The sequence below is a fragment of the Candidatus Bathyarchaeota archaeon genome (assembly GCA_026014585.1).
Lineage (GTDB): Archaea > Thermoproteota > Bathyarchaeia > Bathyarchaeales > Bathycorpusculaceae > Bathycorpusculum.
Genome location: JAOZIA010000024.1, coordinates 481,784 through 503,421, shown reverse-complemented (window position 1 = coordinate 503,421; position 21,638 = coordinate 481,784). Strand labels below are relative to the sequence as shown.

The 21,638-nt window shown below is 43.0% G+C and carries 16 protein-coding genes; 9 read left to right on the top strand and 7 right to left on the bottom strand.

The genetic code is table 11. The features are described 5' to 3' along the window. Positions 1–175 precede the first annotated feature (175 nt). Positions 176–3,049 (top strand): DEAD/DEAH box helicase, encoded by a 2,874-nt coding sequence (locus NWF01_11815; protein MCW4025698.1) that lies wholly within the window; start codon positions 176–178, stop codon positions 3,047–3,049. 64 nt (positions 3,050–3,113) lie between these two features. Continuing rightward, the gene (locus NWF01_11810) at positions 3,114–3,383 is read left to right on the top strand and encodes a DUF5615 family PIN-like protein (GenBank protein MCW4025697.1); all 270 of its coding nucleotides are present in this window, start codon (positions 3,114–3,116) and stop codon (positions 3,381–3,383) included. Here the strand turns inward: NWF01_11810 and NWF01_11805 are convergent. Further along, the gene (locus tag NWF01_11805) at positions 3,380–4,315 is read right to left on the bottom strand and encodes a glycosyltransferase 87 family protein (protein ID MCW4025696.1); all 936 of its coding nucleotides are present in this window, start codon (positions 4,313–4,315) and stop codon (positions 3,380–3,382) included. The genes NWF01_11810 and NWF01_11805 overlap by 4 nt on opposite strands. Positions 4,316–4,483: 168 nt before the next feature. Here NWF01_11805 and NWF01_11800 point away from each other — a divergent pair, with 168 nt between their 5' ends. From NWF01_11800 to NWF01_11790, 3 genes are all read left to right on the top strand, one after another. Then, positions 4,484–4,810 (top strand): hypothetical protein, encoded by a 327-nt coding sequence (locus NWF01_11800; GenBank protein ID MCW4025695.1) that lies wholly within the window; start codon positions 4,484–4,486, stop codon positions 4,808–4,810. 23 nt (positions 4,811–4,833) lie between these two features. Continuing rightward, on the top strand, positions 4,834–5,310 hold the full coding sequence (locus NWF01_11795; protein ID MCW4025694.1) for a methyltransferase domain-containing protein: 477 nt from the start codon (positions 4,834–4,836) through the stop codon (positions 5,308–5,310). Between the two features lie 70 nt (positions 5,311–5,380). Further along, positions 5,381–5,899, top strand: coding sequence for a YkgJ family cysteine cluster protein (locus NWF01_11790; protein MCW4025693.1), 519 nt, complete (start codon positions 5,381–5,383; stop codon positions 5,897–5,899). A gap of 22 nt (positions 5,900–5,921) precedes the next feature. Here NWF01_11790 and NWF01_11785 read toward each other — a convergent pair whose 3' ends face one another. The 3 genes from NWF01_11785 to NWF01_11775 form a co-directional block, all read right to left on the bottom strand. Further along, on the bottom strand, positions 5,922–7,052 hold the full coding sequence (locus NWF01_11785) for a TIGR04084 family radical SAM/SPASM domain-containing protein (protein MCW4025692.1): 1,131 nt from the start codon (positions 7,050–7,052) through the stop codon (positions 5,922–5,924). Between the two features lie 24 nt (positions 7,053–7,076). Then, on the bottom strand, positions 7,077–8,372 hold the full coding sequence (locus tag NWF01_11780) for a hypothetical protein (GenBank protein ID MCW4025691.1): 1,296 nt from the start codon (positions 8,370–8,372) through the stop codon (positions 7,077–7,079). Positions 8,373–8,722: 350 nt separating this feature from the next. Beyond that, positions 8,723–9,709 (bottom strand): polyprenyl synthetase family protein, encoded by a 987-nt coding sequence (locus tag NWF01_11775; protein MCW4025690.1) that lies wholly within the window; start codon positions 9,707–9,709, stop codon positions 8,723–8,725. A gap of 105 nt (positions 9,710–9,814) precedes the next feature. On the opposite strand from NWF01_11775, the gene leuS reads away from it, so the two are divergent. Together leuS and NWF01_11765 are read left to right on the top strand one after the other, a co-directional pair. Next, entirely contained in the window at positions 9,815–12,697 is a 2,883-nt protein-coding gene (gene leuS / locus NWF01_11770) for a leucine--tRNA ligase (GenBank protein ID MCW4025689.1), read from the top strand. Between the two features lie 158 nt (positions 12,698–12,855). After that, a complete protein-coding gene (locus tag NWF01_11765) occupies positions 12,856–16,014 on the top strand; it encodes an SIR2 family protein (GenBank protein ID MCW4025688.1) in 3,159 nt (1,052 codons plus the stop codon). Positions 16,015–16,219: 205 nt separating this feature from the next. Here NWF01_11765 and NWF01_11760 read toward each other — a convergent pair whose 3' ends face one another. Continuing rightward, entirely contained in the window at positions 16,220–17,263 is a 1,044-nt protein-coding gene (locus NWF01_11760) for an inositol-3-phosphate synthase (protein ID MCW4025687.1), read from the bottom strand. A 658-nt stretch (positions 17,264–17,921) separates the two neighbouring features. On the opposite strand from NWF01_11760, the gene NWF01_11755 reads away from it, so the two are divergent. Next, a complete protein-coding gene (locus NWF01_11755) occupies positions 17,922–18,203 on the top strand; it encodes an Lrp/AsnC ligand binding domain-containing protein (GenBank protein MCW4025686.1) in 282 nt (93 codons plus the stop codon). 86 nt (positions 18,204–18,289) lie between these two features. On the opposite strand, the gene NWF01_11750 is transcribed toward NWF01_11755, so the two are convergent. After that, complete coding sequence (locus tag NWF01_11750) at positions 18,290–19,126, bottom strand: CHASE domain-containing protein (GenBank protein MCW4025685.1); 837 nt, start codon at positions 19,124–19,126, stop codon at positions 18,290–18,292. Positions 19,127–19,237: 111 nt separating this feature from the next. Then, positions 19,238–20,062, bottom strand: a complete 825-nt coding sequence (locus NWF01_11745; protein ID MCW4025684.1) for a cache domain-containing protein — start codon at positions 20,060–20,062, stop codon at positions 19,238–19,240. A gap of 158 nt (positions 20,063–20,220) precedes the next feature. Here NWF01_11745 and cysS point away from each other — a divergent pair, with 158 nt between their 5' ends. Further along, positions 20,221–21,636, top strand: coding sequence for a cysteine--tRNA ligase (cysS, locus tag NWF01_11740; protein MCW4025683.1), 1,416 nt, complete (start codon positions 20,221–20,223; stop codon positions 21,634–21,636). The last annotated feature ends 2 nt before the right edge of the window (positions 21,637–21,638 follow it).

The window sequence follows — 21,638 nt, the reverse complement described above, 5'->3', positions numbered from 1 at the left end:
AGTTGTGTAAAAACGGTGTTTCTTGCCCTCTTCACTTGAGACCCGCCGATTTTAGTTGCTTTGATTGACGGTGTAGAAAATGCTGACCGCTCTAAGGCAACATTTCTTTTAAGATTCACCCAAAACTTATTTACTTAAAGCCTATCCCATCAATAATATTTGGGGTCTTTGCAGTTTGCAGGATGCTTCTGAAAATGCTTTTGATTTGCTCGTAAAGCCAGTTCGGCGGCTCATCGAACAGCGAGGCTTCCGAAAACCAACCGAACCCCAACAAAAAACCATACCAAAAATCCTCGACGGCAAAAACGTTCTAGTAATTTCCCCAACCGCCACAGGCAAAACCGAAGCCGCCTTCCTCCCAGTCCTAAGCAAACTCTTACAAGAACCAAGAACTCCTGGCATAAAGGTGTTATACTTGACGCCTCTGCGTGCCCTGAACCGCGATTTGCTGGGCAGGCTTCAATGGTGGTGCAATAATCTGGACATTAAACTTGCAGTTCGTCATGGTGACACTGAACCCAAAGAACGCACTAGGCAATCCCGAAGCCCACCTGATATCCTAATCACAACCCCTGAAACATTGCAAGCCATCCTCTCTGGCTGGATTTTGCGTCAACACCTACAAGCACTTCGGTGTGTGGTGATTGACGAGGTGCATGAGCTCGCAGATAGCAAACGGGGTAGCCAGCTTTCTTTGGCGCTTGAACGCATCCGTGACCTGATTGGCAGAGATTTTCAAATGGTTGGGCTCTCAGCAACAATTGGCAGTCCTGAGCGGGTTGCCCAGTTTCTCGTTGGCGATAAGCGTCCTGTGGAAATCGTGCGAACACCTGTGGCTAAACTGGTCAAACTGCAAGTGATTTATCCAAAACCCACCGAAGAAGACACGCGGTTAGCCGCAAAAATCTACACGCACCCCGAAGTGGCAGCGCGACTGCGCATTATCCGCGATTTCATGAGCAAACGCAAATCCGTTCTGCTTTTCACCAACACGCGCTCGGTCAGTGAAGTTTTGGCTTCCCGTTTCAAAGTCTGGGACATCGACTTCCCCATCTCAATCCATCACGGTTCCCTTGCAAAAACCAGCCGAATCGCAGCCGAATCAGGCCTAAAAAGCGGACAACTAAACGGGTTGATTGCCACCAGTAGCCTAGAATTGGGCATCGACATTGGTAGCATCGATTTTGTTATTCAGTATATGAGTCCACGGCAGGTTACGCGGTTGATTCAGAGGGTTGGCAGGGCAGGACACAGTTACGGTGACATAGCGGAAGGCGTTATTATTGGGATGGATTCTGATGACACTTTGGAGGCGATGGTTATAGCCCGTCGTGCTCTATCAGAAGAGCTGGAACCTGTAGAAATCCCCGACAAGCCCTATGACGTGTTGGTTAATCAAATCGCGGGTTTACTCCTTAAAAATCGGCGACTGAGCTTTGGGCAGATTCTTGAGCTTATGCAGAAAGCCGCGCCTTTTCAGGACTTGACCTTGCAGGATGTGGAAAAAGCCCTCAAATACATGCACTCACGGTTCCCTCGACTCGCGTGGGCATCTTTTGAAGACCAAGTTGTACTCAAGCCCTCCCAGTCTAAGGCACTCTTTGAATACTACTTTGACAACCTCTCCATGATTCCCGAAGAAAAACAATTCCTCGTCATCGATGAATCAATGAACACTGCCATAGGCGTTTTAGATGAGGCATTCATGGCGGAATACGGCAAAATCGGAACCAAATTCATCATACGCGGCAGCCCATGGCAAATCATGCACAACACCGAAGACAAAGTATACGTGCGCCCCGTAACCGACTCCGCAGGCTCCATCCCCAGCTGGATAGGCGAAGAAATCCCCGTGCCCTTCGGCGTAGCGCAAGAAGTCGCTCAAATCCGCGGGTTCGTGGAGCAGCAAATCCAAGCTGGACACAGCCCTGAAGAAGTCAGCATGATGCTTACAGAAAAATACCCTGCTGATAAAGACACGATTTTGCGTGCTATAGCGGAAACTTTGGAGCAGGTTAATTTGGGTTTGGCTGTTCCTACTGAGGAGCGGGTGGTGTTTGAGGACTGGGGCGAGTTTGTGATTGTGCACTGCAATTTCGGCTCGCTGGTTAATCGTGCACTGGCGCAGTTGTTGGGGCAAGTGCTTAGCGATAAATTGGGCAGGGGTATTGTGGTTCAGCATGACCCCTATCGGGTTTTTGTGCAAACCATGGGCTCCATGAACGCGGAAGGCATAAAAGAAGTGTTTTCGGAGCTGCAAACCTTCTCTGAGCAAGCCGTGAAAGACACCCTAACGTTGTCCACTGTGAAAACAGGCTTATTCAAACGCCGTGTTGTCCATGTTGCGCGGCGGTTTGGGGCGCTCAAAAAATGGGCAGATTTTAGTAACGTTAGCATCCAAAAGTTAGTCACCAGTTTTGAAGGAACCCCAATTTATGATGAAGGCTTAAAAGAAGTTTTCAGCAAAGACCTCGACATAGACGGCACAATTATGGCGCTTAAACGGATGCGTGCTGGGCTGTCAAAACTGCAAGTAATCAACAATCATGGCGAAGCAACCCCTGTTGCCCGAGTCGGCATTGAACGGGTTAGCATGAAAACCGACCTAATTCCGCCTGAACGTATGCGCGCCGTACTCGTGGAATCCGCCAAGGCAAGACTGCTTAACGAGACAGGCAATTTCGTGTGCACGTCTTGCTGGGATTACATGGAGATGATACGCATCAAAGACCTACCCAACAAACCCCAATGCCCCAGATGTGGCTCTCACGCAATAGGCATGCTTAAAATTGATGAGGAACGTGCCTCTGGTTTGATTGATAAGCGTGGCGAGAACTTGGCTAAGAGTGAGGAAAAAATGCGGCAAATCGCATTGCAGACCGCGGAGTTAATTGAAAAGTATGGCAGGTTGGCGGCGGTTGCGTTGAGTGCTCGGCGGGTGGCGATTGCTGATGTGAAGGGTCTGCTGGAGAAGGAGCCCAAGTTTTCCGAGCAATTCTATGAACTGGTGCTTGAGGCGGAGCGTAAAGCACTTAGCAAACGCTTCTAACTTGAAACACACCCCTCTAATAGCTAGAAAGCTAAATTAATATGGAACCAGCTTTCAAACACTTATGAAACTGCTTCTCGATGAAATGTATGCAGGGTTAAAAGAATACCTTGAAACTCTGGGCTATGAGGTTAAGACCGTTCAGGAGGTAGGGTTAAGCGGTGCTAAAGACCGTGAAGTTGTCGAATATGCGGGCAAGAACGGGTTGCTTTTGGTGACTGAGGACCAAAAACCTGCTGAACTGGCGCAACTATTGGATGTTAAATGTGTTTTTGTCTCAAATTTGTTGCTTGCTAAGCTTGTTGACCAGAAAATAAAAGAAACCATCCTCTAAACCCTTAATTGAGTTTTGAGGTTGGGATATTTTTTGTTTAGGGTCGTGATTACTTCCATTATTGTTAAGGCTAAAACCGCATATATGGGTACCCAATCATACGGGTACCATTGAGAAACAATATGAGCCTGCCCAATTTCTCTTAAAAACGCAAAACCCACGCCATAATAGAAGAAAAAGGGCAAATTAGTCAAAACAACCAAACCAGCAGTGCCAGAAACAAACTTCGCCAGTTCCCCCCTGTTATACCATAAAAGCAGCGGCAACGCAAACAACGCGGGGCGGGGGTCAAACGCTCCGAAAGTAAAGAGCAAGGCTGACAGCCACGGTTTCTTTGCAAACCCAAAGTATAATGCGCCCACTAACAGAATCGCTTGCAGTATGTGGGCGTTTCCTAAAAGGTACCCAAAATAGTATCCTGCTGCATAACTTATTGTATTGTTAATTTGTATGGCTGGTAGAGGGTTTATCAGGACAATTATGGCAACTGCCGCGGCTAAGATGATGTTTTTGTCTTTTACCAGTTTGTAAACAAAAAAAGCCAAAGCAGGAATCAACGCAACCGTTAACAAGTCAAAGGCTGCAAGCGCGTTTTCATAACTCAGCAAAACAAAAGGTGCAAACATAACCAGAAAAGAAGGCGTATACTTAAAGGATTGAACCATGGGGTAAATCGGGTAGTCAGTGGGCAATCCGCCGCCATAGTACACTTGGGTTGGGTTATTAAACAGCCGCCATTCCCCAATATAATAAGCCGAAAAATCCCTTGCAAACGTGGCATCAGCTGGCAGTTTAAACGCGTCTGGGAAGGCAAAAAGAAAAATGCAAAAATTCACAAGCGTTGCAGCTATGATTATGTATAATGTTTTCTTGTTTTTGTTTTTTTGAAGTGACACAATTTTTTCTTTTATCAGCCATTTGATGTTGCTCAATTTAGCCATCCTTTGGATGCAATTGGTTAAAAAAACGTATTAATAACTTTTCGTAAACAAATAATGCGTTAAGAGTAGCCAAACAGTGCAAATAACAGCAACTTTTTAAGTATAGAATGGTTATTTTGGGTTATCTGTTGCTATGTTGTCAGTAGGAGACTTTAAAGCGTGGAGATAAGCCGAAAAAATCTGAGAAAAGAAGTTTTGGAACGCATAAAATTCGTGAAAACCTGCGTTATGGCCCGTGAACTCTGCTTGCTTGTACGTACACATCGTGCGGTGCTTGAACCAGAAGATGTCCAAGAAATCTGCACCTACATTTCAAGCTTATGCAAAGAAGACGGGTGCAGTGAACCAAGCGAACTATGTCAAAAAGCAGCCGAAGCCATCGGTTCAGGTGACGAAGCTAAATATCTTGAACTGTGCGCGCAAAGTTGCGTTAAATGCGGTGAAGCTAAGCGACCCCGATCCAAGCAAGACGGCTATGTTTCTTAATCTAAATTGAGAGTTGAAAAGAATTGTTTATTGCTCCTTTTGTTCCAAGCCCAATCTGTGTTGTAGAGCGTATGCTCAAAATCGCTGATTTAAAAGCTGGAGAGATTCTTTTTGACATGGGCTCAGGTGATGGCAGAACCCTTCTTATGGCGGCTAAGGACTTTGGTGCAAGAGGCGTAGGAATCGAACTCAGAGAAGACCTAGCAAAAAGAGCTATGGGTTCTGTTGAAGAAAACAATCTCTCAAACCGCATAACCATCGTTAACGGGGACATGTTTACTGTGAATTTAACTTCAGCAGATGTGGTTTTCCTTTACTTAACAACAAGCGCTAATGAACGAATTAAACCTAAACTGGAGCGGGAACTCAAAAAAGGCGTGCGTGTGGTCTCGCATGACTATGAGGTTATCGGTTGGCGACCTGAGAAAATAGAGAATTTCTGCGAAAACCCCCAACTGGGATATCCCTCACATACACTTTATCTGTACAAAAAACCATGATTTCCACGTTTTCTTGGGAAAATTTTTTAATTTGCCCCCTCTGTCATTTGCGGTTTAAGAGCGCTTAAACATGCAGTTTGTTCCATGGCGAAACGTTGCAGATTGGCATTGCAAAGGATGCGGCTACTGCTGCAAACTCTACGGCGTAGTTTTAAATTTTCCTGAATGGCTCAAAATCAGCCAAACTTTTGGCGTGGAAAACACTGTGACTGGTCTAAATCGGTTTTTTATTAAACGAGGTAGCGATGGCAGTTGTGCTTTTCTTCGTAATAATGCCTTCAATTATTCTTGTGTGTTACAAGATATGAAGCCTGATGCCTGTAAACTCTGGCCCTTCAAAGTTCTCTCTCAACCAAAATATGGCAAAGAAAAACAAGCGATATTCAACTATGGCAAAGCCCAACTTTACGTTTATGCAGATACAATGTGTAGCGGCTTGAGCTATGGAACGCCAAACTGGGATTTTGAGCACGTGAAGGTCAAAGAATTTGTTGATTTAGCGTTGGGGCTGCGGCAACAGCAGCATAAAACTACTCGTTCAGTTGAATTTCCTTGTCAATGGGGTAGAAAGTTGCGTTTTCCAGAATAACTACTTGCTGAAAAAGAAAATTTTAGGGGATTATTTCGGCACCGTTATACTTGACGTAGTCAAATTGTGACAGGCTTATTTTTTTGTTTTCAATCAAGCTCTGAATCCTTGGAATTTGCGCCTTAACAGAATCGGCAAGATTCTCGACAGTTTGGCACACAAAAGCGTATTCCTCATCTTTCCAACGCTTAACAAGGTTGGTATAGAGGCATCTCCCACCGCAAATCCCTAAAATTTTACAATCCACACATGGCTTATCAGCCACAAACATCTGCTTCAGATTGTTTGGGTCCGTGTCGGCGATGTGCCCCAGATAATATTTTTCCATACCCCACATGGTTGGACAAGCAATAATATGGCCGTCCGTCTGTATTGCATAGTTTATCCACCCCGCGCCACACCGCATAAGACAATTTTTTTCACCATGCAAAAACGAGTACGCAATTCCCAGCAACGGGTAAAGCTTAAGCACGACGCCTCTTTGTTCCATTTGGTCAACCCAGAACTCTGCAAGAGCGCGGATGCCGGGGTTATAGCTGGTTTGGACCCATTCTTGGAAGTTGCGTCTTTGGAAGTCGTTCCCCCAAAAACCCGCGTTAAGCTGCCAATGCACGGAGGTGAAGGAAAATTCTTGGTTGTTTAGGAGCCATTTAACCTGTTTTTCAATGTCGGTTTGTTCCATTATGGTCATTCGCGCTATTAATTCGCCTGTGTAGCCGTTTTGTTTGATAAGTTTTAGGTTGTTTATGACTTTGCGGAATGTTCCTGCTCCACGATAATAATTGGTTAAAGTTTCTTCACCGTCAATTGAGACAAGCATTGTGTGAAACTTGTTAATGTATTTGGGCTCTAACCTGTCCAGCAGTAGCCCGTTTGTTTGAATCATAAACCGCTTAGGTGAAGTACTCTTCATTATCTGTTTTAGTTGGTCTATGCAGAGCAGTGGTTCTCCACCGTAAAAGGTTAAGGTGCAATCGTTATCTTTTTTGCAGAACCTGTCAAGAGTCTCCATGTTATAGCTGACTTCTTTTGGCAAGGCATACTCGACTTCTATGTCATCCCCGAAATCTTCATCAAAATCCTCCAAGCTTTCGCCAAAGCAGTATTTGCATTGCAGATTGCACTCGCTGGTCAGCATTACATGAAAGAACATGACTCTACAGCTACGCAGTTCTGGTTAATAGTATTTTTCCGCCAATTCACGGGCTTCTTCGTATTCTTTGCCGTTTTCCTTTTTCTTTTCAGGGGACTCTTCTTTAGCTGGTTTTTCTTTTTCTTTATTTTGTCGTTTATCGTTTTCTTTCTGTGCCATTTTCTGAGCCTTATCTACGTAGTTTTTCAATTCGCGGTCTTTCATTGTTTTTTCAGGTAACGTTTCAGGAGCATAAACCAACGGCAAAACCGCAAGGAACAAGAAAAATGCTGTTAACGAAAAAATTGATGTCGCTGGGATATCTGCAGCTATTTGACTGCCTATGGAAAGTTGGAGAAATTTTGAAATAAAGAAAGGTGTTACCCCGATTGCGTAAAACATGTCGCTGGGTCTGTTGTAACTTAGGTCTCCCCATATTGTTACGACAAAGATAACAAACAAAATTCCCCAGGCGATGCCATCAACAATGGTGTAGAAATACCAACTTAACATGTTTGACACGTCAAGTCCTAATGCGGCATAGCCCAGACCAAGCAAAACAAATCCTAATATAGACATACGTTTTCGTCCAACAATATCTAAAAGAAAACCGCCCACTACACCAAAAATTGCGATTAAAGCATTTCCGGTGATTAACATAAAGCTAATATATGAACTGCTGATGCTGTCGTTCTGAATAGGTGCAGTCAAATAGGTTATTAAAGAAAACATGATCCATGGAACAAGGTATAGTATAAAGGAACGCTGATTAGTCAACGACTGATATGATTTTGGCTTTACAACTTTTTCTAGTGCGTCTTCTTTTGTTCCTTTAAAGATGAGCAAAAACATTAGACCAAAAATTTTCCAAGCTGAAAAAATCAATATTTGGCTTATAATGCTTCCACTGATCAATCCGAAAACAACCATGAAGACACCAGTTAAAAGTAGCATTATTCCCGCTACTCGTCCACGCCTTTCGGTTCCAATGCTTTCAGTAAAGTAGCCCATGCAACAAGGCATGCCTATTCCTAAAGAAATACCCAAAAATAATGCTACACTAAAAAGGGTCGCTATATTTGTAAGGTCAACCAACATTGACGTAACTGAAGAAATAGTTCCCAGAACCATCCATAAAATCAGAAAATTTGTTCTGCTTTTTATTTTTTTGATTATTAAGGCACCTATAATTGCAGAACCAATAATTCCGCCAAAGTGTGCACTCCAAATTAGTATAGACGTGTACTGGTCAATTGTCAATGTGTTCATGATGTCTTTTAAAAACTCACTAATGCAGTAGTACCAGACAAACGCGTTTGTGATTAACACTACGCTAATCACTAACTTTCTCGTTATCTTTCCGAATTTTTGTGAAAGCATTTAGACATCTACGTATAGACTTTGATTCGTGCCTGTGTAAATAAATATTAAGGATTCAGAAGCCACATTTCCTTTCAATAGCTGACACAAAAAATGAAATTCTAATTTTTTTATCATTTTAAAGTGTATAATAAAGATGAACTTAAGTTGATATCTTTCATTTTACCACAAAATTTTTAAGTCTACCTGTAGAACATAAATACAGGAGAGAGAAAGATGAAGGCATCAGCAAAAAGACCATTAGGGCCAATTAGGCAACTTTGGTCATAAAATTTTCACCTCTTCCTTTTTATTTTTTTTGCAATTAACCTTTAAAGGTCCTCAACCATAGATTTCATCAATAATTTTAAGCAGTTCTTTTTATGTAACTTGGCAAGCTTTATTTCATTATTCGTTCTTTTAACAATAGCATGCATTTCATTTTTCAATTTAACGTTCTCTTTTAAGTCAATAACCATATCAAATAATTGCTCGGCATCATCTTTTGTTAATGGCACCCGCCCAATTACCCTTGAAATGTCCATCTGTTTACTTGAATCCTTTAAAGCAAGTTGAATTGGCAAAGGCCAGCATTCCTTTTTACAGCGAGTTTCAAGCTCTTTAAAATCTAAAATATCAATAAATTCATCCCTTAAAGTAAAAAGAACACCAAAATTTTTCCCAAAATCTCCCATTAACTTAACTTCTTCAGCACTCCCGTCTCCAAGAATGGCACCAATTTTCATAGTTGCTTCTGAAACGGCGGACTTCATTTTTATCATTTCTAAATATTCTTCTGAAACGTCTAATTTTTCTCTAAGCGTAGTTTCTTTTGCTTCTGCGCTACTTATGCCAAAAAAAGCCTGCTTAGTTAAGTCCAAAATTTGCTCTTTTTTTGCTTCAGGTAAAACAGAACAAGCTTCATGTAACGTGTAAATTCCCTTGAAAAGCAAGGCATCCCCCGCAAGAACTGTAAACGCTCGACCAAATTTGCCAAAAACAGTTGGTTCTGAATCTTTACTTTCTGATTCATCAATTATGTCATCATGTAAATCTGCGCCACCTGCAAGAAGGACAAATGCAGCCGCCACGTCCACTGTGGTTTCTGGGTTTTTTCCCACTGCTTCGCAGGCAAGAGAAAGCAAAGCTGGATGCACAACATCCTTCCAGGAATCCATAAAGTAATCTATTGCAACCTTGAGTGGTGCATAAGGGATTTTTTCCTGCATCATCAACTGCCTTGCTTTATCCACTCCTTTTTGTCCACGTTCAAACAAAAGGTCTCTTGTTTGTAACACTAGTTTTTTATCAGTTGCCATAGCTTGTCAATTCTTTATTGTCTTAGCTGGATATTTGTCTTTTTAGATAAACCTGTAAGTATAAAGCAAAACTCTTAATAGCCGATGGCTCTTTGAAAGGGTTTTATGAGCCAAACCAAGCAAATGGAACAGAAATGGCAGTCCAAATGGGAAACCGCCCGCATTTTCGAAGCCGACCCCGACCCTCAAAGACAAAAAGTCATGGTGACTTTTCCATTTCCATACATGAACGGTCCACTACACGTTGGACACACCTTCACTGCCTCCCGCGTGGACGCATACGCACGCTTTAAACGCATGCAAGGCTGCAATGTGCTCTGGCCATGGGCTTGGCACTGGACAGGACAACCATTGCTTGGCGCTAGCGAACGTGTTGCCCGAGGAGACCAAGCATACATCAAAGTTTTACGTGAAGTTGACGGGGTCCCTGAATCAGAGCTTAAAAAGTTTGTTGACCCTCTCTATATGGCTCAGTATTACACTAACGGAGGGCGCCTGGCGGTTAAGAGTATTGGTTTCTCGGTGGATTGGCGCCGCGAATTCACAACAGTTTGGCCTACCTTCCAAAAATTCATTGAATGGCAATACAAGAACCTCAAAGAAAAAGGCTACGTCACCAAAGGCACCCACCCAGTAGTTTGGTGTCCCAAAGATAACAGCCCAACAGGCGACCATGACAGGCAAAGCGGCGAAGGCGTAACACCTGAAGAATACACCCTAATCAAGTACGTGCTAGCTGATGGTACATTTTTGCCCGCGGCAACCTTCCGGCCTGAAACAATCTACGGCATAACTAACATCTGGATAAACCCCGACGCCACCTACGTACAAGCCAACGTTAATGGGGAAACTTGGATAATCAGCAAAGAAGCCTCTGAGAAACTTAAAGAACAAGAAAAAACCATCCGAATCCAGCGCGAATTCAAAGGCAAAGAACTCATCGGCAAAACCTTCCAAAACCCCATAACCAAAGCCACCTTCCCGATTCTGCCCGGCTGGTTTGTTGACCCCAAAGTCGCCACAGGCGTAGTCTACAGTGTTCCTGCGCATGCGCCTTTTGACTGGTTGGCTCTTCGGGATTTGCAGCAAAAACCCGATGTTCTCAAGGATTTTGGTGTTGACCCTGAAATGGTGAGGGCGATTAAGCCTGTTTCCATCATTAAAGTGGACGGTTACGGTGATTACCCCGCAGTTGAAATCGTGGAGCAAATGGGCATAGTTAACCAGCATGACAAGAAAGGTGACGAAGCAACCAACACGCTCTACAAAAAAGAGTTCCACAGCGGAAAACTCAAAGACACCTGTGGACCTTACGCAGGCAAAACTGTTCGAGAAATAAAAGACATCCTAATCGCCGACTTCAAAAAAGCAGGCGTAGCTGACCGCATGTACGATTTGCCTGAACCCGTCATCTGCCGCTGCATGACCCCCTGCTTAGTCAAGATTCTCTCAGACCAATGGTTCCTCAACTACTCCGATGAGGGCTGGAAACAAAAAGCCCACCAAGCCATTAACCAAATGAACATTTACCCCGACGTAGCAAAACCCTGGTTTAACACGGTTATTGATTGGCTGCGGGAATGGGCTTGTGCGCGAACCACTGGGTTTGGAACGCCTATGCCTTGGGGAAAAGGCTGGATAATTGAAACCCTAAGCGACAGCACCGTATACATGGCATTCTACACCATAAACAAGCACATCCGCCAAAACAACATCCAACCCGAATCCCTAACGCCTGAGGTTTTTGATTACATTTTCTATGGAAAAGGCGACAAAACCGCTCTTGCCCAAACCAGCGGTATCTCTGTGGATTTGCTGGATGCAATGCGTAGCGAATTCCTCTACTGGTACCCACTGGACCTGCGAAATTCAGCCAAAGAACTCGTACCCAACCACCTATCCTTCTGCGTCTTCCACCACGCCGCACTCTTCCCACCCGAACACTGGCCCCGCGCTATCGGCGTCAACGGTATGCTAATGGTTGAGGGTGAAGGCATGCACAAGAGCAAAGGCAACTTCATCACCATGAAAGGCGCCGTAGAAAAATATGGCGCAGACGCTACAAGGTGCGCTTTGTTGTTGGGTGCGGAGGGTATGGATGACCCTGACTGGCGCGCTGACAACGTTAAGGATTTGCAGATAAAGTTTGGCGGATTGATGAGTTTTGCCAGCCAAATAATCACTAACGCCAAAAACGATGAAGAAGGTGTTTTGGAGCGCTGGCTAATTAGCCGTATGCAGCATCGCATAGGTGAAGTAACCACCAACTTAAGCGAACTAAAAACCCGTACTTCCTTGCAGGTGGCGCTTTTTGAGGTTTGGAATGATTTGCGCTGGTATATTCAACGCAAAGGCAGCACAGACAACAAGGTTTTGGTGGATGCAGTGAAGGATTGGCTGAAACTTTTGGCGCCTTTTGCTCCGTTTATGTGTGAGGAATTGTGGAGTCAAACAGGTGAGGAAGGCTTCATAAGCACAGCCGCTTGGCCAAGCTTAGATGATGCGAAAGTTGATGTTGCCGCAGTAGAGCACGAGAACCTTGTGCAGGACATACTGGATGATACCCAAAACATCCTAAAAGCCATGAAAATCGAACCAAAAACCATCGTTTACTACACCGCAGCAGACTGGAAATGGCAAGTTTACCTCAAAATCGTAGAAAAAACCGTCTCGGGAGAAGCTAAAATCAACGAACTCATGCGCGAATTCAGCCAAGACCCCACATTGAAGCCACACATGAAAAACATTGCCGCCTTAGTGCCCAAAGTAATCAAGGGCTTAACAAAACTCTCAGGCGAAAGAAAAGCCAACATGCTCAAAATCGGCTTAGCCGACCAAAAAGCAACCGTGCAAGGCGCAACGGATTTCTTAAAAGACAGATTTAACGCTGAAGTACAAGTTTACGCTGAAAACGACGCTGAACGCTTTGACCCCAAAAACCGCGCCGCGAACGCGTTGCCATATCAACCAGCAATCTACATAGAATAAAACCACAACAGATTATTTCTATTTGTGGTAATATATTCTTGATTGCACCATTAAATGTTCTAAAAGACTTTTTCTTATTAAATCTATTTTTGTATTTTTTTAATTACCGAAAAACATAACAAAGAATTTATCCATAATCTGTAATGGGTGTAATCGGGTTGGAGCTTTCAGAAGTTATTAGAGAGATGCAAAAGAAACCAACTAGTCTTTTTTATGGTGCTGGAGTTTGTGTAAGTTGCGGTGGCCCCAATGGCGAGCAATTATTAACCGCCCTTAAAAAACAGTATGTTGAAAGTAAGGCTGCTGATTTCTTCAGTTTTATGCAAGATACTATTGATTTTGATAATTTTAATAGAAATGAAATAGAGTCGAAAATAAAACAGAGCTTATCTCTTATTTCTCCTCTGGAGATGCACAAATATCTTTTTTCAATGCCTTGGCGGGCTGTTATTACTACTAATTATGACAATTTACCAAATTTGATTACAAAAAGTTTAGACGCTAGGCGGCTAATTGTACCAGTTGTTAATCCAGAAGTTGATTATCCAATAGATCCGAGCAAACCAGATGTCTTATACTGCTTTAAACTTCTTGGGGACATCAATTATACCTTCGCGCATGGCGGTTGGATGGTCTTATCGTCCAATGATCTCAAAATAGCATTTGACAGGCGGTCTATATTTTTTAAAATGTTCCATAGCCTCTCTTCTTCAGGAAGTATTATTTATCTTGGTTACTCATTCAAAGATAATCTTGTTTTTGACCTGTTGCAAGAAATGAGATTCGTTTTAAAGGCAATACCTTGGAAAAGTTATGCAATAATGCCTGACAAACCAGACGAACCTGTTTTAAAGAAAATGGAAAAGCTCGGAATCACTTGGGTTAAGGGTAGTGTTGAAGATTTTGTAAAAACCGCAGTTTCAATTTTTGGTCTTGTACCTGTTAGTGCTGCTTCAATAGTAAATCAGTTTAACGTTCATAATATTCCTATGCAACTAGACAGGGCAACTGTAGATAATACTTGGCGAAAATTCAGAATCTTTGACGTAACAATGCTCGAACCTTTTTCCAAGGATTATAAACACTTCTTTGAAGGGCATGACCAATCTTTTTATCCTTTTGTGGCAAATTGGGATTTTAAAAGAAAAATAAAAAGAACAGATTTTTCAAATAACCAATTAAAAGAGTTTGATACGGAAACTTTCAATAAACGTACTCAAGATGGCAATTCCTCCCATAATATTGTTGTTTCATTAGTGGGTACTGCTGGGTCTGGTAAAACAGTTGTCGCTAATCGAATTGCATTTGATTGGTATCGAAGTGGAAACCCGGTGATTTTTATAGACCCCGAAACACAAACACTTGATAAACTTGCGCTAGATGGTTTACTTGATGAAATATGGGAAAAATACCGAAGTGAAATAACAAAAACTAAACTCCCAAATCCTGCCCCTTTAAGATTTCTTTTAGTTGCCGATGATTGTGGTGCTTTGTTAGAACAACTCATAGAAACAAGTGGTCACTTAAAAGGGGTTGGTAAGCCCGTTGATATTTTGTTGGTTACTCGAATCACCGATCTTTCAATTGCTAAAATAAAAAGAGCCAATGTTGACTTGATTTTGTCAGTTGATGATACAGTTAGGCGTGACGAATGGGGTGATTTTATTAATCATTTCGGTGATTTAGATGTTTTGAATAGAGAATTGTTGTCATTAAATCTAGCTGATAAAACCATAAACACATCCTTTTTTGCTTTAATTTTTACTACCGTGAAAGGGGTGCAAAAATCCCTAGAAGACATAATTACTGATGAGTTATTAACTTTGGACGAACCTTCTCGAGTGACCTATTCGATTGTGTCTTTACTCCAATCTCAAATATTAACGCCACCAGTAAGTTTAACATTATCAGCGAGTCGACAAAATAAAGATTGGTTAGATGCAGAGCTAGAAAAGGGGCGCTTAGGTGGCGTTTTACAATATCGATCCGGGGAATATGAGATAGTAACTGCAAATAGAGTTGTTGCCGATATAATAGCTCGCCATACTTTCAAAACTTCAGATCAACTATATAACACCTTGAGAAATATTGTAAAGTCAGTCAATTTAGGAAACAAATTGGAAATGACCTTACTTCACCTGCTATTAACCGAGCGGTTACGAGGCGAACTTGGAACACACCTAAAGCCTCAAGAAAAATTAGAGTTATTAAAAAACGCAGTCAGTACAGTACGTTCTAGACCCCTTTTGCTTCATCTTGCTATGCTTCAGGTACGCTCCGATAAACCAGAATTGGCGGCTGAAACTTTGAGAGAAGCTATGTCTGCCCATATCCCTGATTTTGACGAGCCTGAAGAGCATGTTATAGATGTCAAAGGAAGATTAGAACTCAAATTGGGCGAAGTAGCCATCAAGGATAAAGATAAATCTAAAGCATGGGACCATTTTGAAAAAGCTCAAAATTATTTCTATGATGCCCAAATAAGCCCTTCAGCGACACCACATCCATATCAAGGTTTAGGCAAGACTTATGTGAACAAAGCAAAGATAGCTGACGATGATGAAACTCGATGGTGTTACCTATTACTAGCTATGCAAGAATGTGTTTATACGGAAAAATATCTGGGTGTGAATAGGAATTTTGGGTTATCCTCTCTAAAAAAAGAAGTTTTAGAGCTACTCTATTCAATGAAGTTGGATGAGGAAAAAATTAGCAGGATAAGGGCTCAAGTCGGTAAAGGGGCTGCTTTTGCATTTCTTGCAGAAGAGGCAATCAGACTTGAAAATTATCCAAAGGCAATCATTTATGTGGCAAAAGGGCTGAAAGAAGATCCATCTTTACTATGGCTAATTCGTTTAAATGTTTATTTAATTAAAAAACAAAACCCTGAAGATAATCAAAAAATATCAATCGCCTTACAAGATTATGTTAGATTAGCCGATAAAAGATTTGATGTCCCATTATCTTTCGAACTTGCAATGTGTACTTTTAAAAATAGTGATTACAAGACGGCTTCAGCATTGTTTAAGGAACTTGAAGAACGCACTAAAGACCACCCAATGAGATTAACACAGAGTCCTGAAAATCGGTGGAATGAAAGAGGGGAACTAAAAGAAATTTTGGGGATTCTAATTGATCCTCCTACATATGGGAAATATGGCAAAATTGAATGTACCTCATTACACGGCTATCGTGGTCCCCTACAAGTTAGACGACAGGACATTGAGGGAACTTTTCACGGAGGAGAGCGAGTTTCATTTGGCATAATTTTTAACATGGTTGGTCCACAGGCAACAAGGGTCAGACGATATTCTTAATTTTAAACTTGTTTTTTAGCCACCTGCTAACTTCTGCTTAATCTACCTTACCCTTTGCAGATATACAGAAAATTATTTCGTCACATCTACAACCGACACCAAAAAACGTTGCGCTCCAAAAGTACTGTTGCCTTAATTTGTATTCCTGTGGCACCTGTAAAACGGAAGGTTCAACATACAGAGCAAAAAAGGAAAAGGTGTAGATTTAATCTACGAACTTTGAAAATTCTGCTTCTGCAGTCTGCATAGAAACCAGTTTTGGTGGACGCTTAAACCCGTATGCGCAAACTGCTTCGATTGCGCCGCCTGCGTTTTTGGTTAACGCCAGTTTCACCGCGCGAATCACGTCAAAAAGCACTGAGCCCGCGTTTGGTGCGTCTACGGTTTGGAATTTTAGGTCAATTTTCATTGGTGTATTGCCAAAGTAAGTGCCTACTATCCAGAAGTAGCTGTCTCGTTTGTTTTGCAGAAAATCTACATAATCTGTTGAGCCTGCGACTACTTCGGTTTTGTATGATAGCGCTGAGGCAACGGATTCGGTTTTGATGATGCGTTTTTGGTCGCGTGTGCGGTCCATGGTGTCAACGGATTCGGTTCCGCCTCCAACGTCAAGCTGGTAGGTTTCCACGATTTTTACTCCATTATCACTTAGCAGTTTAAGCAGGGTTTTGTGCAGCGCGGTTGAGCCAACTTGGTCGACAAGGTCATCGCCGACAAGGGGCAGGTTTGCGTCTTCAAACTTTTTCGCCCATTCAGGATTGCTTGCGATAAAGGTTGGTGTAGTGTTAACAAAAGCACATTTAGCATCCAAGGCTGCCTGCGCGTAGTATTCGGTGGCTTTGGCGGCGCCGCTTGGAATCAGATTAATTAGGATTTCTGCGCCTGTTTGTTTTAGGATTTCTGTTATGTTTGCGTCTGGGATTGGGCTGATTTTGATTAGGGGTTTGGTGGAATCGCCAACTCCGTCAAGAAGTGGACCCTTGTTTACTGGGACGTTGAGTTTGGGGATACTGGTGATTTTTGGGGTATTGTTGGGTGCTGCGAAAACTGCCTCAGAGAGGTCTAAACCAACTTTTCTCTCATCCACATCAAAGGCGGCGACAACTTCTATGTCGCTTGGCGCCATATTTGCCAATGTAGGATTTCGTAAGCCTGTGAAATCGCTGGTTTTGCTATAAAACTGCAGTCCCTGCACTAACGCAGAAGCGCAGTTTCCAACGCCGACTAATGCAACTTTAACTTGAGCCATATAATCTTGCTCCTAATAGAGAATGAGATACCTGTGACTACCATAAAAAAGCTACGGTACAAACAAACCCGCACCCATCTATTGCCCGCCCGAGTCTTTATGGAATACAAATAAGTTTTCGGTTTGAAAACACATCATTAGGGACCCTCCCCTCTGTAGTTTCTGCAATGAGTTTCTAATAGGAACCAAATAGACTGGTTTAAAAGGGCAACACACCTGTCTTTTCGCCTGATTTTTCTTTTGTTTTTTAAGCAACTTTAAAAAGCGCCCGTTTCGCTTTTTGAGTTGAGTGAGGGGAGAAGGGTTTACCAGTATTAAAAAAAGACTAGACAACGTTTTAGATGTGTTGTCTTCTTTAGGTGTTGAACCCAATGAGCATGCATCATCAAATGTTGCTGCACAGTTGGCAGTCATTAAGGGCGCGTTTAAAGAATCTAGTAGGGTTCCTGTTTGCTGTTTTTCGTATGATAACTGCTCAAGGATAGTCTGCGATGTTCACGGTCCCTTGGAATCAGAGCAGTTCATGATAAAATGCCGTCAGTGCCAAGCACAAATTAAGCAGACTCTGAGGCTGCTTTAAAATTTAGTGCCTGTAGCACCTATTTCACAATCACACAGGTTTAAACTGCTCTTTAAGGATTGGCTTAATGGTGATTTTATGGAAAATCGTTCGCAGAAATACCTTGTTTTAGTGAAGCTGAACCCTTCAAAAACTAATGCTTTCTTTGAGGGCCTAAACAGCATATCTGAGAACCCAATGGAAGGCGTAAAAGTCAGCGCATCCTACAATGTTTTTGGAGACTGGGACATCGCAATTTGGTTTGAAGCAGACAGCAATGAAAACGCAGTTCATTTTGTAGGCGACAAAATACGCACACTAGACGGCGTAACCAACACTGCAACCATGCCAGCAACAAGAATCAGACCCAATATGATGTAGGCAACCCATTTTTCCTTTTTATTTTTTTTACAAGAAATAAGAGTTACAAGGCAAAAATAAAAAAATAGTTGGTTTTAGAAAAAGAGTTAGAGGATATGGTGGATTATCAGCCGCCATTCGCCGCCGTAGTTGCTAATTGTGTTCCAGTAGCACTGTTTTTGCTGGTCATCACCAGTTGCATATGTGCTATATCCAGCGCTGTCTTGTGCGATTTGGTGTCCTACATTTATGATGTCAGTGTTGTCTGCGAATTCTGAGTTTGTGAAGAGGTTTTTGCCTTGTGCATCGGGGTTTGAATCAAACATCATTAACCCGTTTGGTTGCATGACTGTGAATTCGTATTGCGGGTCTTGAGTTACCTCAGAGATTACTGCATCTAGAAGTACTTGTGGGTCAAAGATTACGCTTACTACGCCAATTAGGTCTCTGTTGCTGTCAAAGACTGGCGCGGCTATTGCTACACCACTAAAGTTTTCAACCATCGGTATAACTGGCGTCATTACTGGCGTGATTGCACTGAGAGGATTGGGGTTTAACCATTTTTGTTCGCCGACATCCATGCCTATTATGCTATTGTATTCTGGGGGTTGTACTGCGACCATTATGCGGTCTAAGTTTTGTGTCCCTGCATCAACAATAAACGTGCTATTTGCTGCTAAAGCGCTAAGGATTGTGTCTGCTTGGGTACCTGTTAATCCTGATGTGGTAAGTTGTTCGGATGCGTAGATTAGGCTTTGTCCCATGCGGTCTATTTCTGCGTCGGCTTGAACTTGTATTTGATTGATTGTGTCGACCATTCCGACTCTGACTGTATCGTTTGTTGATTGATTAGGCGAAGTTTGAGTTACCAGATAAACATTGGCAATTACTGATGCAATTAGTGCTACAGCCAAAATTATTGCTACAAGTTTAAATTTACTCATCGTTGGTTTCTTCCTATTAAAGATACAAGTTATTGATAACTTGATAATAAGACTTTCACAACAAAAACCAGCCACATCACTTATCTATAATGCATGATTCAAAGCCAACCGTCATTGCTGCCCAAAAACTGCAACAGTTGTCCAGTAACATTCCTTGTGAGCAACCTCTGTGGAGCCAATTAAGTTGAAGTTGTATGTGCCATACCCTGACGGGGCAGCCACGACTCGGTGTCCAAGCGCTAAAAGCTCCGTAAAGTTGGCGTAAGCAGGGTCAGTGAACATGTTGCGCCACTGCTGCTCAGGGTCGGAATCATAAATCATCAAGCCGTCAAGTTGCATACCGATTAACTCGTAAGGTTTACCGTCCAATGCATCAGAAGCACAGGCACCGATAAGAACGTGCGGATTAAAGATTACAGAAACTGTGCCAATAAATTGTTGTTGATTGTTAAAGATGGGAGCAGCAACAATGTTAGCCATCAAATCCGACTGTACGGCTACAACTGGCGTCATCACAGGCGAAATTTCACCAACGGGATTTAAGTAGTAAGTTTGTTCGCCCACGTTTCTGCCTATTATGTAGCTCCAGTTGGCAGGTGCAACAGCCACGATTGTGTTATCCAAATTCACGGTTGCCGCATTAATTATAAAGGAACTGTTAGATGCCAAGTCAGACAAAATTGCGTCAGTTTGGTCACCCGTTAAACCTGCAGCGGATAGCTGGTTTGAGGCATAAACCAAACTTGTGCCAATGTGTTCTAACTCTGCGGTTATGTTTACTTGGGCTTGTGTTAAGGTGGTGGTCATGTCGACTCTTGCCTGTGCAGCGGTTTGATTGTTTAGGGTTAGGTTTTGGTTTGCAAAGTAGACATTGGTAATCACTGAGGCGATTAAGGCTACAACTAAAATTATTGACACAAGCTCAGATTTACGCATACGGAGTCTATTCCTATTTGAGATACAAGTTACCGATAACCCAAATTATAAGATTTTGTACAAACCCAACACAATACATGTCCTCGTATCTAAACGCCAAAGAAACCCAAGTTAATGCTTAAATAATTTAGTCACGCACCCATATCTGAGCTGAGATTGTGACCTCCACCCAACCAAGCATCTGCCTTTTCAACACCTTAACACGCACAAAAGAAGCCTTATCGCCCATAGAAACAGGCAAAGTTAAACTGTACACTTGTGGACCAACCGTTTACGACTACGCACACATCGGCAACTTCCGCGCTTTCCTCTTTGAGGACTTGCTGAAGCGTTGGCTGAGGTTCCGCGGCTTCAAAGTCATTCATGTAATGAACCTTACCGATGTAGACGACAAAACAATTAAGGGCAGCCAGAAACAGGGTATCCCACTTAGGCAGTTTACGGAGATGTATGGGAACGCGTTTTTTGAAGATATAAAAGCGCTAAACATTGAACCCGCAGACGTTTACCCCAGAGCCACAGACCACATCCCCGAAATGGTCACACTCATCAAGACCCTGCTGGCAAAAGGCGTCGCGTACAAGGGCGAGGATAACTCCATTTACTTTAGTGTCTGCAAATTCCCAGAGTACGGTAAACTAAGCCACATTAAAGTCTGCGAACTCAAAGCAGGAGCCCGCGTATGCCAAGACGAGTACGCCAAAGAAGAAGCCCAAGACTTCGCACTCTGGAAAGCATGGACACCAGACGACGGCGACGTTTATTGGGAAACCGAGTTGGGCAAGGGCAGACCAGGCTGGCACATTGAATGCTCGGCGATGAGTATGAAGTATCTGGGTGAAACCTTTGACATTCACTGCGGAGGAGTCGACAACATGTTTCCGCATCACGAAAATGAAATTGCGCAGTCCGAAGCCGCCACGGGCAAACCCTTTGTGCATTATTGGATGCATAATGAGCACTTGCAGGTAGAGGGTAAAAAAATGAGCAAACGCTTCGGAAACTTCTACACACTGCGCGACCTCCTCGCAAAAGGGTATGACCCCATCGCAATCCGCTACCTCCTGATGTCCACACATTACCGCCAACAATTCAACTTCACCTTCGAAGGCTTAGAAGCAGCCAAAGGCGCAGTTGAGCGACTAAGAAATTTTGTGCGACGCCTACATGACACGGACGGCAAGGGTAGCGACGGCGCAGTTGCAACGCAGAACAGCAAAGTTTTAGCGTGTTTTGGCGGTGCTATGGATGATGACCTCAACATTGCCATTGCGTTGGCGTCGTTGTTTGATTATGTGCGGGAAATTAACTTGCTCATGGATGCGGGAAAAGTTAGCAAGGCAGAAGCCACAGAAGTTGTTGAGTTAATGATGCGGTTTGATTCGGTGCTGGGCGTAATTGGCAAAATTGAGGTCGAAGCATTGCCAAGTGACATAGATGCACTGGTGCAGAAGCGTGAGGAAGCCCGCAAAAGCAAAAACTGGAAAGAAGCCGACGCAATCCGCGCACAACTCAAAGCCATGGGCATCGTACTCGAAGACACTGCACAAGGCGTAAGGTGGCACAAAGAGTAAGC